We start from the raw sequence: 12,751 nt of genomic DNA, 5'->3' as shown, positions 1-12,751 counted from the left end.
AGACTTGTGGACTTGCGTCCCATGCGAGATACTGAACGCCATGCTGGATGGAATATTTATGGGGAGCCGCGTCGGGTGTGGCTTCTCTGCCGTTTGGCTGGTCAGACCGACTTTTCCCAAGGAGAGTTCGATGAAGCGATTCACCCCCATGCTGACTGTGTTTGCACTGCTGACAGGCGCTGCTTTCGTTGTTGCCGAAGACGTCAAGAGCGGGCTGCAGGAAGGAGAAGGCATCGGTGCCTTTTACGTGACGAAGCTTTGTGGAGCCGATGACGACGGCGTGAATGTCGGCAAGAACCTCTGCTACCGCTGCAAGAACGGTGGCCGCCCGCAGGTGATGATCTTCACCCGCTCGGCTGATCAGAAAGTCGCCGATCTGGTTCGCGAAATCGACGAAGCCATTCCCAAGAACGACGACAAACAGCTCCGCGCCTTCGTGAACGCGATGGGCGAAAACCAGGCGGCTGCCAAGTCGAATGCTGAAAAACTGGCGAAAGCTTCGGAAGCCAAGAACGTTCCGTTCGTGCTGCCTAACGAATTCGAAAATGGTCCTGCAGACTACGGTATCAACCCGAGTGCAGAAGTGACCGTGATTCTGGCTCAGGGTGGCAAAGTGAAAGCCAACCACTCCGCCAAGTCGGCTGCTGATCTGAAGGTCGACGCCATCGTCGCTGACCTGCGAAAGATCCTCAACTAACGTTGAGTGTTGAGACAATAAGAAAGCCGCAGTCGGGGAAACCGGACTGCGGCTTTTTTCGTGGAGTCGAAAGAGGGCTCAACCTGAAGCGTGAGCGAGGGCGACGGACGCTGATCCCTCGCTGACGCTTCGGGTTAGGAGGTGGTGTAAGTTGTGAGCTGTGAGCGGTGCAGGGACGGACAGGTGAAGTCGTATCCCGGCATTGGGCATCCATTCAGCCGGGCTACGTCTACGGCTATCCCCCTGGCATGAAGGTTGGAAAGTCGCTGGAAACAGTATTAGGTGGCCCGTCCGTCACGGGCGGGTGACGAAGTCACAAGAGGCCGCGCCAAGGACGAGATTTCTTCGAGACCGGGTGATTGCACCCGATAAGGCGCGGATGACGCTGCCTCTTGTCGCTGGCGCGACCCGCCCGCTGAGGCGGACGAGCCACCCGTCGAATCGAAACCTGGTTCGTATGCGATACGTCTCCGGCTATCGCACCCTGTTTATCTGCGACCAGTGTGGAAGTGAATCCGAAGCACGAACACATCCGGGCACGCCCGTTGTGGTGCCCGGTTGCCGATGTTCGATGGGGCTACTTCAGCAGGCTTTCGACGAACGGAATGATGTTCTTCTCGTAGTTGAAGCCGGTGGGGCCGTAGTCGTCGTTGTCGTTGTTGAAGACTTTGACGAGTTTGCCATTCTGATCGTAGACGAGAGCAGCCGGGATGGCGCTGGTGTCGATCTGGGTGAGGATCTTCTCATCGGCGTCGCTGGAGATGAAGTTCTTCATCGTGGCGTTTCGCGAGGTCAGGAACTCGGTGATCTTCGGCGTCGTCTGATCGGGAGCGGTGTCGGCACTGCCGTAGTAGTCGATGTTCAGCGAAGCACAGGCAACCTTCTCGGCGTGACTGTGGTGGAACTCGACAAAATGCGGGAATTCACGGACGCAGGGGAGGCAGAAGGTCGACCAGACATCGATCACGACGACTTTGCCCTTCTGGCTGTCGACCCATTGCTGAATCTCATCCCAGTTGGCGGCCTGAGCGGTGACGTTATTCGGCTCGGCATCGGCTGCATGAGCAGGACCGGCAGACGCAGGGATCGAGAGGATTCCCGTCCAGAGGAGCAGAGCACAAGACATTCGTCGCATCATTCGATTCCTTGATGGCGGAAGGTGGGGCTCGCAAGTCAGTGACATCAGTTCTACCCGATTCACGAAGCCGTCGAAAGGGATCGCGTCCGCTCGCTACAGTCTCGCGAACGCAGGTCGTATGATAGGCGACTGATCCGTCGTCATTTGTGAGTTGCCATACACGCCGCCTGCCTCGGAGAGATCGATGCGAACCAGATTCATGCTCGGACTTCTGGCCCTGCTGCTGACGTTTAGCGTTTCGTCTGTTCTTCAGGCGGAAGACGCCCCGCAGAAGGTGCTCGTGCTGCCGGGCGAGACCTTTTCCGTAAATGGTCGGACGGCGTTCATCTTCTGGCCGGAAGAAAGCCAGCGGACCAGTCCACAGCCGTGGGTGCTGTATGCCCCGACGTTGCCCGCCTACCCGGATCTGGCGGAACGATGGCTGCATTCGGAACTGGTGGAAGCTGGCGTGGCGGTGGCGGGGATCGATGTCGGAGAAGCCTATGGCAGCCCGGAACAGCAGCAGGCCTTCACGGCTCTCTATGAGGAACTGACACAGAACCGCGGCTTCGCGAAGAAGCCGAGTCTACTCGGGCGGAGTCGGGGCGGGTTGTGGGTCAGCAGCTGGGCGATTCGCAATACCGACAAGGTCGCCGGGCTGGCCGGGATCTATCCGGTCTATGATCTCACGACTTATCCGAAGATTCAGCGGGCGGCTCCGTCATACGGGATGACGGCCGAAGAGCTGCAAAAGTCTCTGAGCGAACACAATCCAGTGGCGAAGATTGCTGCTCTCGCCAGAGCCGAGATTCCGGTGTTCATCATTCATGGCGATGTCGATACGGTTGTCCCGCTGAAAGAGAACTCTGCGACGCTGCAGAACGCTTACGAGACGAATGGCAACGGCGACCTCGTTGATCTGGTGGTTCCGGTCGGGCAGGGGCACAACTTCTGGCCGGGCTTTTTCCGGTGTCAGAATCTGGTCGACTTCACGATTCGAGCCGCGAAGGAAGGAGCGGGCATCAAGCCGGGCAAGATCAGAAAAACGCGGGTGCCTGAAGGAGTCGTGCTTTATCGCGATCTACAATACGGCGGCGTCGATGGCGAGCCGCTGCTGCTCGATGTGTATCGCCCAAAGAACATCACGGAGCCGGTGCCGGTCGTGATGTGGGTGCATGGCGGCGGCTGGAAGAATGGGAGCAAGGATCGCTGTCAGGCCGCCTGGTTGACGCAGCATGGTTATGCGGTTGTCAGCATTAATTACGCGCTGACCGATGAAGCTCAGTGGCCGACGCAGATTGAGAACTGTCGCGAAGCAGTCCGCTGGGTGCGGCAGAATGCGGAGGGCTTCAATCTCGATGGCGATCACATCGGAGCCTGGGGAAGCTCGGCCGGCGGGCATCTTGTCGCACTGATGGGAACGCTCGATGCCCCCGAGAACGAGAAGCATTCGAGCAGCGTGCAGGCGGTGTGTGACTGGTTTGGTCCGACCGATCTGTTGACGATGCCCCCCAACATGGTCGGCAATGGACGCACCCGCGCGGATGTCGCGAATTCGAATGGAGCGAAGCTGCTCGGGGCGGCTGTGTCGGACGTGCCCGAACTGGCGAAGCAGGCGAGTGCCTTCTATCAGGTCTCGAGCGATGATCCGCCGTTCCTGATCATGCACGGTGATCAGGATCCGGGCGTGCCGCTTGCGCAGAGCAAACGCTTCTACGAGGCTCTCAAGAAAGCGGGTGTCGAAGCGGAGCTGGAAGTCGTTGAAGGAGCAGGGCACGGCGGGCCGGAATTTCAGACGTCCGAAGTGCGATCGAGGATCCGCGCCTTCTTCGACCGGAATCTCAAAGAAGCGGAATGACAATATTCTGTAAAAGAGATACGAAATCCTGAAATGCAATTCGCGGGGGGCTGCGCTATCATATCAATGAACTCAGTTGGGATGGTGTGGTCGTCGCGTCGATTGCCGCTGGATTTGTCCGTGGTGTTCTGGACAACCGACGGCTGTTGATCAGCACTGGCAGAGCCAGTGGCACCTCCATTGGGAATTTTGACAGGATGGTGTGGGATGAGGATGGGATCAGGCGCGGATCGAATTCGATGCATCGCGGCTCTGCTGCTGGCGGCGGTGATCCCGTCGGTCACGCTGCAGGCGGACGAGATTCGTTTCAGCCGCGATGTTCTGCCGATTCTCTCCGACCATTGTTTGCTGTGTCATGGTCCGGACGAAAATTCCCGCGTCACCGAGATGCGGTTCGATGTGGAAGCTTCTGCTCGCGAGGTGATTGCAGCCGATGAGCAGGGAGCGAGTGAACTGGTTCGGCGGATCACATCGACCGATCCCGACACGGTGATGCCCCCTCCGGATGCCGTGAAGCAGTTGAGCGATCGGCAGAAGGAGATCCTTCAGCAGTGGATTGCCGAGGGAGCGGTTTGGGAAGGACACTGGGCGTATCAGCCGGTTCAGAAACCGGAAATTGAAGCGAACGAGCCACGCAGGGCGATCGATCATTATGTTGATCGTCGACTGAAAGAAGCCGGGCTGGAACCGAATCCGCCGGCCGAGCCTGAGGAGTGGTTGCGGCGGGTGACGTTCGATCTGACCGGGTTGCCGCCGACACCGGATGAGGTTGATCGGTTTCTTGAGAATCTCGATTACGAAGCGGTCGTTGATCGGCTGCTGGACAGTCCGCATTACGGTGAGCGAATGGCCTGGGACTGGCTGGAGGCGGCTCGCTACGCCGACACGCATGGTTATCAGAAAGACAACGTTCGCACCATGTGGGCGTGGCGGGACTGGGTGATCGAATCGTTCAACAGCAATCAGCCGTACGATCAGTTCACGATTGAGCAACTGGCGGGCGATCTGTTGCCACAGGCTTCGATGAAGCAGCGCATCGCCACCGGCTTTAATCGCAACCATCGCATCAATGCGGAAGCGGGAAGCATTCCGGAAGAGTTTCGGACGGAGTACGTCATCGATCGTGTGGACACGACGGCGACGGTCTGGATGGGCATGACGGCCGGGTGTGCCCGTTGCCACGATCATAAGTTCGATCCGTTGTCGCAGCGGGACTTCTACCGGCTGTTCGCCTTCTTTAACAACATCGAAGAGAAAGGCTCGGATGGCGTCGGCCCCGCAGCCGTGCCGGAGGTGAAAGTCCCCGTACCGGCGAAAGAGCGGAAGCTGGCCATCGCCCGACTGAAACTGAATGCGGCCGAAAAACGGCTGTTATCAGCCGGCTCTGACGAAGAGTTCGCGGCCTGGCTGGCGACTCATCGGCAGGTGAGCGAAGGGGGAAGTTTCTGGCTTGTCACGCCGCCCGAGGCAGTGCGCGGGACGAGTGGCGGATCGACCTTTGAGGTGCTGGCAGACGGGTCGGTTCTCTTCGGAGGAGCCAATCCGCTGAACGATGTCCATGAGGCGACGTTCACGATTCCGTCGGCTGTTAAAGCCGCTTCGCTCCGGCTGCAGGCATTGGCCCATCCGAGTCTAACGGACGATTCGCTCGCGCGGAGCTTCAACGGCGATTTTCTGCTCTCCGAGATCGAACTGCTTGTGAATGGGAATCGACTGCCATTAACGGCCGCGGCTGCTGACCGGGAACTGTCCGATCGAGCGGCGGCAACGGCGATTGATGGAGACCCACTGACGGGCTGGTCGCCCGGCCCGGGACAGTCGGAAGCAACGGCGTGGTTTACGCCCGAGTCTCCATTGGAGTTGAAGGCGGGGGATCGTGTCACCGTGCGGCTGCGGTATGAATCCCGCGAGGAACAGTACATGATCGGGCGTTTCCGCCTGTCGCTCGGAGTCGGACGCACGCCGGATGCGGAAATGACGGCTTCGCAGTTCTTGGCTCTGAATGCGAATGATCGACAGACGCTGCTGACGGAATTCCGTGAGACATCGCCCGCTTTGGCGGACTTGCGGGCGAGCCGGGATGAGCTAAAGCGGGAAGTCGACCGTCTGAAAGCGGAATCAGTGACCCGAGTCATGGTGATGCAGGAACGGGAGGGAGCTCCTCGCGTGACCCGTTTGCTTGAACGGGGGTTGTACGACCATCCCGGCGAAGTTGTTCAAGCGGGCGTGCCGGAGTTTCTGGGACTGGAACTTCCGGACGGGGAGCCAGCGAATCGGTTAACGCTGGCCCGCTGGCTCGTTGATCCGCGGCATCCGCTGGCCGCCCGCGTGGCGGTGAATCGGTTCTGGCAGCAGATCTTTGGCAGCGGACTGGTGCGGACGCCGGAGGATTTCGGCTATCAGGGCGAGCGACCGACGCATCCGGAACTGCTCGACTGGCTGGCCGCCGATTTCATGGAGAGTGGGTGGAATGTCAAGCGGCTTCTCCGGGAGTTTGTGCTCTCGGAAACGTATCGTCGCAGCAGTGCGGTCCGTTCCGATCTGCTGGAAAGCGATCCCGAAAATCGACTGCTCGGACGGATGTCCCGTCTGCGATTGCCGGCTCCGATGATTCGTGATCAGGCTCTCTACGTGAGTGGACTGCTGGTGAATCAGGCTGGCGGACCTCCGGTAAAACCGTGGCAGCCGGACGGACTGTGGGAAGCGGTCGCCGGCGTGAACAGCAACACGACCCGCTATGAAGCCGATTCCGATAGCGGCCGGTTTCGCCGCAGCCTCTACACTTTCTGGAAGCGGGGCATGCCGCCGCCAAACATGCTGGTGTTTGACGCCGCAAGTCGAGAGACGTGCAACGTTCGCCGGTCGACGACCAATTCTCCGCTGCAGGCACTGACAACGCTGAATGATCCGACGTTCGCAGTCTCGGCGATCATGCTGGCACACCGAACGCTCCGTGAGGAGCACGGTTCCAACGACGCCGAGATCCTTGCCTCGCTGTGGCAGCGCACACAGAGCCGTGCGATTGAAGAGCGTCAATTGAGAGTGCTCGATGAACTGCTCAATCAGCATCTCGGCGTTTACTCCGAGCATCCTCAACGGGCGGCGGAACGGTTTGCTCCGGCTAAAGAATGGATAACCGGTGCTGTTCCGATTGCCCCGAGTCGTCTGGCCGCTTTCACGGAAGTCGCCGAAGTGCTGCTCAATCTCGATACCACGCTGACTCGTCCCTGAGACGGAATGTGATGACTATGGCTGATCTTTTTGCAGAGGCAATGAGGACGAACCGCCGGCAGTTTCTGTCGAACTCGTGCCGGCTCGGACTCGGTTCGATGGCACTGCAGACGCTGCTGAATCCGAAGCCAACTGCAGTTGAGGCGTCGGAGCAGAAGCAGCCGCGAGCGAAGCGGGTGATCTATCTCTGTCAGTCGGGGGCTCCTTCGCAGATCGATTTGTTCGATCACAAACCGGCGATGGCGGAGCGGTTCGATGAGGACCTGCCCGATTCGATCCGACAGGGGCAGCGGCTGACGACGATGACGTCCGGTCAACAGCGGTTCCCGATCGCGCCGACGATTTTCAAGTTTCGCCAACACGGGGAATCGGGGGCGACGGTCAGCGAGTTGATGCCACACGTCGCGGCGATTTCGGATGACCTGTGCTACATCAAGTCGATGCACACCGAGGCGATCAATCACGATCCGGCGATTACATTTCTGCAGACCGGTGCTGAACAGGCAGGGCGGCCGAGCTTTGGTTCGTGGATCAGCTACGGACTCGGCAGCGAAAGCGAAGAACTCCCCGCGTTCGTGGTGCTACTCTCCCGGGGAAGTGGGCGTCCCAACTGCCAGCCGCTTTACGATCGTCTCTGGGGCAGCGGTTTTCTCGAGTCGCGGCATCAGGGCGTGAAGTTCATGTCGTCCGGCGATCCGGTCCTCTTTCTGAACGACCTCGCAGGGGTGACACGGGAAGGCCGCCGCCGGAATCTGAATGCGATCGCGGCTCTGAATCAGATGACCTTCGAGGAGAAACAGGACCCGGAGATCAACTCCCGGATTGCTCAGTATGAGATGGCATATCGCATGCAGATGTCGGTGCCGGAGATTGTCGACTTCTCTGAAGAGTCAGCCGCGACGCTGAAGCGTTACGGACCGAATGTGATGAAGCGGGGGCACTATGCCTACAACTGCCTGCTCGCCCGCCGGCTGATTGAACGAGATGTCCGTTTCGTGCAGCTGTATCATATGGGCTGGGATCAGCACAACGCTCTGCCGAAGCAGATTCGCGGGCAGTGTGCCGATACCGATCAGCCTTCCGCGGCTCTTGTTCAGGACCTGAAAGAGCGCGGCCTGCTTGACGAGACGCTGGTCATCTGGGGGGGAGAGTTCGGACGGACGATTTACAGTCAGGGCGAACTGACAGCCGACAACTACGGCCGCGATCATCATCCGCGGTGTTTCACCATCTGGGTGGCGGGGGGCGGCTTCAAGCCGGGGACCAGTTTTGGGGAAACGGATGAGTTCTCCTACAACATCGTCCGCGATCCGGTTCACATTCACGACCTGAACGCGACGCTGCTGCATCAGCTTGGCATCGATCATCGGCGTCTGACGTTTCGGCATCAGGGACGCGACTTTCGTCTGACCGATGTGCATGGGAACGTGATTCACGATATCATCACTTGACGCTCGCCCCTGAATGAAATCCGATCGTGGAGAAATGAGCCATGCCCGTTCATCTTCCCGGCTGCAATCGTCGCCAGTTTCTTGTCACTGTGGGAGCAGGCCTTGCGGCTCGTTCATCCATCTTTGCAGCCGAGCCCGCTGGCGAGACGGAAGACGATCTCGTCTATCTCCTCAACGACACGCACATTGGTGAAAAGCATCCGCCGAACTCGCCGGTGCCGAGTCACCTCCGCCAGATTGTCACGGAGCTGGTGAATCGCGAACGGAAACCGGCGTCGGTGATTATCAACGGAGATCTGGCACTGTACGACGGCCAGCCCGGGGACTATGCACATCTCGGTCGCCTGCTGAATCCATTGTACGAAGCGGGCGTGTCGACGCATCTCACGCTGGGGAATCACGACAATCGCGAGGTCTTCTATGAAGTGCTGAAGAATGAGCGTCCGGACGATCCGCCGGTGGCCGCGAAGCATCTGGCGGTTGTCGAAACCCGATTCGCAAACTTCTTCCTGCTCGATTCCCTGAAGGAAACGATGGTTACCCAGGGACTGATTGACGTCGAGCAGCGGGACTGGTTGAAGAAGGAACTCGACGCCCGGCCCGACAAGCCGGCCATTATCGTCGCCCATCATAATCCCCGGCTCGGCGGCGATCCACTTCACTTTCCCGGCGGACTGATCGATTCCCCTGAACTCTGGGATCTGCTGGTCTCGCGGACGCAGGTGAAGGCTTACGTTCACGGCCACATCCACGATCGCAGCATCGCCGAGGAACGGGGCATCCATATTATCAATACGCCGGCCACGTCCTATGTCGCCGATCCGACGAAATCGACCACCGGCTGGACGACCGCACGTCTCTCCGCCACAGGCGTTCAATTGACAACACATACGACCGATGCCCAACATGCATGGAACGGTGAAGTCCAGGAGTTAACGTGGCGCACGCGTTGACTCTCCCGCAACGGATTTTGCTGACACGGCCCACCGCCAGAGTTCCTTCCCCTCCCGGAGCCTGCCCACGTGAGAATGATCGTCGACGCCCATCTGGACCTGGCGTGGAACGCCGCTTCCTACGATCGCGATCTCACTCTCTCCCTCGACGAACTGAATGCCGCCGAACGCGGCATGGATGATGTGCACATTCGCGGGAACGCAACGGTCTCCTTCCCCGAAATGCGACGGGGCAATCTCGGCCTCAGCGTCGTCACGCTCCTCGCCCGCAGCGGGCCCGCTCATCAGCGGCAGCCGAATTATCGCCGGACCAGTCTCGATTCGGTCTATCGGATTGGAGCGTACGCGGCTGCTTACGGGCAACTCGCCTGCTATCGCCTCTGGGAACAGCAGGGATACCTGCGGATGATCCGCACGAAACGCGATCTGGACGAACATCTTCAGAACTGGGATCTGAATCGGGACGCGACTCCACTCGGGTGTATTCTCTCCATGGAAGGAGCCGATCCGATTGTGGCACCTGCGCAGCTCAACGAATGGCACGAAGCGGGACTTCGCGCCATCGGGCCTGCCCATTACGGACATTCTCACTATGCAGCCGGTACGGCGGTCACGGGACCACTGACCGACGACGGTCGCGAACTGCTCGATCGGATGCAGCATCTCGACATGGGGCTCGATGCGACGCATCTCTGCGATGAAAGCATGCACGAAGCCTTAGACCGGTTTGACGGAGCGGTCTGGGCCAGTCATCACAACAGTCGAACGCTGATTCCCGGCGATCGCCAGCTGCCGGATGATCTGATGAAGCGGCTCATCGAGAAGGACGCGGTGATCGGAGTGGCCTGCGATGCCTGGATGCTCCACCCGGGTTGGGTGATTGGCAAGACGACGCCAGCGGAAACAAAGGTCGTCATCACCACGCTGGCCGATCATATCGACCATGTCTGCCAGCTGGCGGGGAATACGAATCATTCCGGGATCGGCAGCGATCTCGATGGCGGTTTCGGGAATGAACAGACGCCGGCGGATCTGAAATCGATCGCCGATCTTCAACGTCTGGCCGATGTGCTGCAGGAGCGGGGATACACGGACGAAGACATTGACCGCATTTTTTACCGGAACTGGTTACGCGTTTTGCGAACAGTTCTACCCGACTGAAAGGGAACGGCTTGCCTGTTTCACCGGATTCGGAGGGGCGATATTCGCCAACGTTTGTACGGGCTGTCCGGGAGCTTCTGGTTCTCGTTGGCGGCTGGATCTTCTTCACCGCCTGGACAATGATCGTCTGCGGCTGGATGGCCTACGACTACGATGTCGAATCGCCGCCGACAGTGCTCGGTCTGCCGGACTGGATCTTCTGGGGCGTGTTCGTTCCCTGGATCGCGGCTGGGATATTTACCATCTGGTACGCCTTGTACTACATCACCGATGATGATGAAGAGTTTGCCCGGGAGAAGCTGGGCGAGGGTGACGAACAGGAGGGAACGCCATGAGTCAATTTCTGCCCGTTCTCGCTGCCGTCAATTCGACCGATGCACTGGTCACGTTTCTCATTTACTCCACAGCTGTGTTGGGGTTGGCGCTGGCGAGCCATTACGTGCTCTCCAAAACCAACTTCATGGACGACTACTTCCTCGGCAGCCGCGGTCTCGGGCCCTGGGCCTTCATGCTGACGTTTGCCGCCACGAGTGCCTCAGCCGGTTCGTTCGCCGGGTTCCCCTCGCTGGTTTACGCACACGGCTGGGTGGTTGCCCTGTGGATTGCCGGTTACATGACCGTGCCTCTTGTCTCTATGGGGCTTCTTGGAAAACGAATCAACCGCGTCGCTCGTCAGGCGGGGGCGATCACGCTGCCTGACCTGTTGTTTGCCCGCTTCGGCAGCAGAGCGGTCTCGATCATCGCCACCGTCCTGCTCGTATCTCTGCTGTCACTGTTTCTGGTGCCGCAATTCAAACTGGGCAGCATCATCTTGCTGGAACTATTGGCCAACGTGAAGGTCTGGCAACAGACGGTTCTCGCCTTCGGCGATGTCACAAGTCAGATCCCGCTGATTGCTCACGTCGATCCCGGATATCTGCTTGGGCTGCTGGTCTTTTCGCTCACGGTTGTTGCTTACACGTCGGTCGGCGGATTTCGAGCGGTCGTGTGGACCGATATGCTTCAGGGCATTGTGATGTTCTTCGGCGTCATCGCACTGCTCGTGCTGGTGATTATTCAGGTTGGAGGCCTAGGGAACGCGACCCGGACGCTGGCCGAGATCACTCCGCCTCAACTCGTTCAACTCGAGTTGCGTGGCACGACTGATTCGGCTCCCCGTTTTATTCCAAGTGAAACGTGGATCACGCTCGGCGACGGTGATGATCAGCGGCTGTTCCGTATCAATGAATCCGCACGCATCCCGGCCGATGGGGCGGTCAGCTCGCGGATCAAAGCGGTCGAGATTACAGGCGAGTTCGAGAAGAACATGCGGCTTGAGCAGATTGCCGGCAAGCCGGATGTGATGCTGCCGGAGTCGATTGCGGTCACCGTGGCTGAGGAGAAGGCTTATCGGGGTGGGGCGGATCGGAAGGGAGCTTACATCATGGCTCCCGGCCCGAGCGAGAACAGCGAAGCGGGGTTCCTCCCGTTGACGATCGCCTTTTCGTTCTTCGTCTTCTGGACGTTCGGAGCAGCCGGTCAGCCCGGCAACAAAGTGCGACTCATGGCGTTCGACAGCACTCGCACGCTCAAGAAAGCGATGGCCCTGCTTGTCGTCTACTATGGGGGGATCTATTTCTCGCTGGTCGTAATCTTCAGTTGCGGGCGGCTGCTTGTGCCGGCTCTCGACCAGACGCCGGACCGCATCATGCCCGTCTTATCGATGACGGTTGCCAACAATGCCGGCATCCCCTGGCTGGCCGGGATTCTGATTGCCGCTCCCTTTGCCGCCGCGATGTCGACGGTCGACAGCTTCATGCTGATGATCTCCTCCTCCCTGGTGCGGGATGTCTACCAACGCGAGTTCAATCCAGACGTCTCTGAGAAAACGACGAAGACTTTGAGCTATGTCTGTACCGCGGGCATCGGCGTCCTGGTGATGCTGGCGGCGATCAATCCGCCCCGGTTTCTTCAGGTGGTCATTATCTTCGCCGCCAGTGGACTGGCTTCGGTTTATCTGATGCCGGTGTTTCTGGCGCTCTTCTGGCCCCGGTTTAATTCGGCTGGTGCGATCGCCGGAATGCTGGGCGGCTTGGCGGTCTGCATGCTGCTCTATATCATCGGCTACGTAACCGCCTATCTCGGCGGAGTGACATCGCTGAGTGCGATGAGTCCACTCAAGCCGCTCGGTTTCGACCCGATGGTCTGGGGAATCGCCGGGTCAGGGGCCATTGCGGTGATTGCCGCGCTCGCCACGCCTCCCCCGGCGGATGAGAACGTCCGCAAGTTCTTCTGACAGGAAAT

General features: G+C 59.4%; 9 protein-coding genes. 8 read left to right on the top strand and 1 reads right to left on the bottom strand.

Annotation, left to right across the window (positions count from 1 at the left end; all coding sequences use genetic code 11):
* Positions 1-130 precede the first annotated feature (130 nt).
* The gene (locus tag L1A08_RS07300) at positions 131-697 is read left to right on the top strand and encodes a hypothetical protein (RefSeq protein WP_238755669.1); all 567 of its coding nucleotides are present in this window, start codon (positions 131-133) and stop codon (positions 695-697) included.
* 577 nt (positions 698-1,274) lie between these two features.
* On the opposite strand, the gene L1A08_RS07295 is transcribed toward L1A08_RS07300, so the two are convergent.
* The gene (locus tag L1A08_RS07295) at positions 1,275-1,832 is read right to left on the bottom strand and encodes a TlpA family protein disulfide reductase (protein WP_238755668.1); all 558 of its coding nucleotides are present in this window, start codon (positions 1,830-1,832) and stop codon (positions 1,275-1,277) included.
* Between the two features lie 187 nt (positions 1,833-2,019).
* Between L1A08_RS07295 and L1A08_RS07290 the strand changes: the two genes are divergently transcribed.
* The 7 genes from L1A08_RS07290 (at position 2,020) to L1A08_RS07260 (ending at position 12,743) form a co-directional block, all read left to right on the top strand.
* Complete coding sequence (locus tag L1A08_RS07290; RefSeq protein ID WP_238755667.1) at positions 2,020-3,672, top strand: alpha/beta hydrolase; 1,653 nt, start codon at positions 2,020-2,022, stop codon at positions 3,670-3,672.
* A gap of 207 nt (positions 3,673-3,879) precedes the next feature.
* On the top strand, positions 3,880-6,903 hold the full coding sequence (locus tag L1A08_RS07285) for a PSD1 and planctomycete cytochrome C domain-containing protein (protein ID WP_238755666.1): 3,024 nt from the start codon (positions 3,880-3,882) through the stop codon (positions 6,901-6,903).
* A 17-nt stretch (positions 6,904-6,920) separates the two neighbouring features.
* Positions 6,921-8,354 carry a DUF1501 domain-containing protein gene (locus L1A08_RS07280; protein ID WP_238755665.1) on the top strand — a complete coding sequence of 478 codons (1,434 nt, stop codon included), beginning with the start codon at positions 6,921-6,923 and terminating at the stop codon, positions 8,352-8,354.
* Positions 8,355-8,395: 41 nt separating this feature from the next.
* Positions 8,396-9,307, top strand: a complete 912-nt coding sequence (locus L1A08_RS07275) for a metallophosphoesterase family protein (protein ID WP_238755664.1) — start codon at positions 8,396-8,398, stop codon at positions 9,305-9,307.
* Positions 9,308-9,382: 75 nt separating this feature from the next.
* Entirely contained in the window at positions 9,383-10,468 is a 1,086-nt protein-coding gene (locus tag L1A08_RS07270; RefSeq protein WP_238755786.1) for a dipeptidase, read from the top strand.
* Positions 10,469-10,479: 11 nt separating this feature from the next.
* Positions 10,480-10,803 (top strand): hypothetical protein, encoded by a 324-nt coding sequence (locus L1A08_RS07265; protein ID WP_238755663.1) that lies wholly within the window; start codon positions 10,480-10,482, stop codon positions 10,801-10,803.
* Positions 10,800-12,743, top strand: coding sequence for a sodium:solute symporter family transporter (locus tag L1A08_RS07260; protein WP_238755662.1), 1,944 nt, complete (start codon positions 10,800-10,802; stop codon positions 12,741-12,743). Before L1A08_RS07265 ends, L1A08_RS07260 begins: the two co-directional genes overlap by 4 nt.
* Positions 12,744-12,751 lie beyond the last annotated feature (8 nt).

Source organism: Rubinisphaera margarita, from assembly GCF_022267515.1.
In the GTDB taxonomy this organism is placed as follows: Bacteria; Planctomycetota; Planctomycetia; order Planctomycetales; family Planctomycetaceae; genus Rubinisphaera; species Rubinisphaera margarita.
The sequence above is the reverse complement of the archived record's forward strand: the minus strand, read 5'-3'. Positions and strand labels throughout refer to the sequence as shown.

What these genes read in the sequence shown, in the direction of transcription:
- L1A08_RS07260 (WP_238755662.1), top strand. Translation starts at nt 10,800, where the DNA reads ATGAGTCAATTTCTGCCCGTTCTCGCTGCCGTCAATTCGACCGATGCA.
- L1A08_RS07290 (WP_238755667.1), top strand. Translation starts at nt 2,020, where the DNA reads ATGCGAACCAGATTCATGCTCGGACTTCTGGCCCTGCTGCTGACGTTT.
- L1A08_RS07280 (WP_238755665.1), top strand. Translation starts at nt 6,921, where the DNA reads ATGGCTGATCTTTTTGCAGAGGCAATGAGGACGAACCGCCGGCAGTTT.
- L1A08_RS07300 (WP_238755669.1), top strand. Translation starts at nt 131, where the DNA reads ATGAAGCGATTCACCCCCATGCTGACTGTGTTTGCACTGCTGACAGGC.
- L1A08_RS07275 (WP_238755664.1), top strand. Translation starts at nt 8,396, where the DNA reads ATGCCCGTTCATCTTCCCGGCTGCAATCGTCGCCAGTTTCTTGTCACT.
- L1A08_RS07270 (WP_238755786.1), top strand. Translation starts at nt 9,383, where the DNA reads ATGATCGTCGACGCCCATCTGGACCTGGCGTGGAACGCCGCTTCCTAC.
- L1A08_RS07295 (WP_238755668.1), bottom strand. Translation starts at nt 1,832, where the DNA reads ATGCGACGAATGTCTTGTGCTCTGCTCCTCTGGACGGGAATCCTCTCG.
- L1A08_RS07285 (WP_238755666.1), top strand. Translation starts at nt 3,880, where the DNA reads ATGAGGATGGGATCAGGCGCGGATCGAATTCGATGCATCGCGGCTCTG.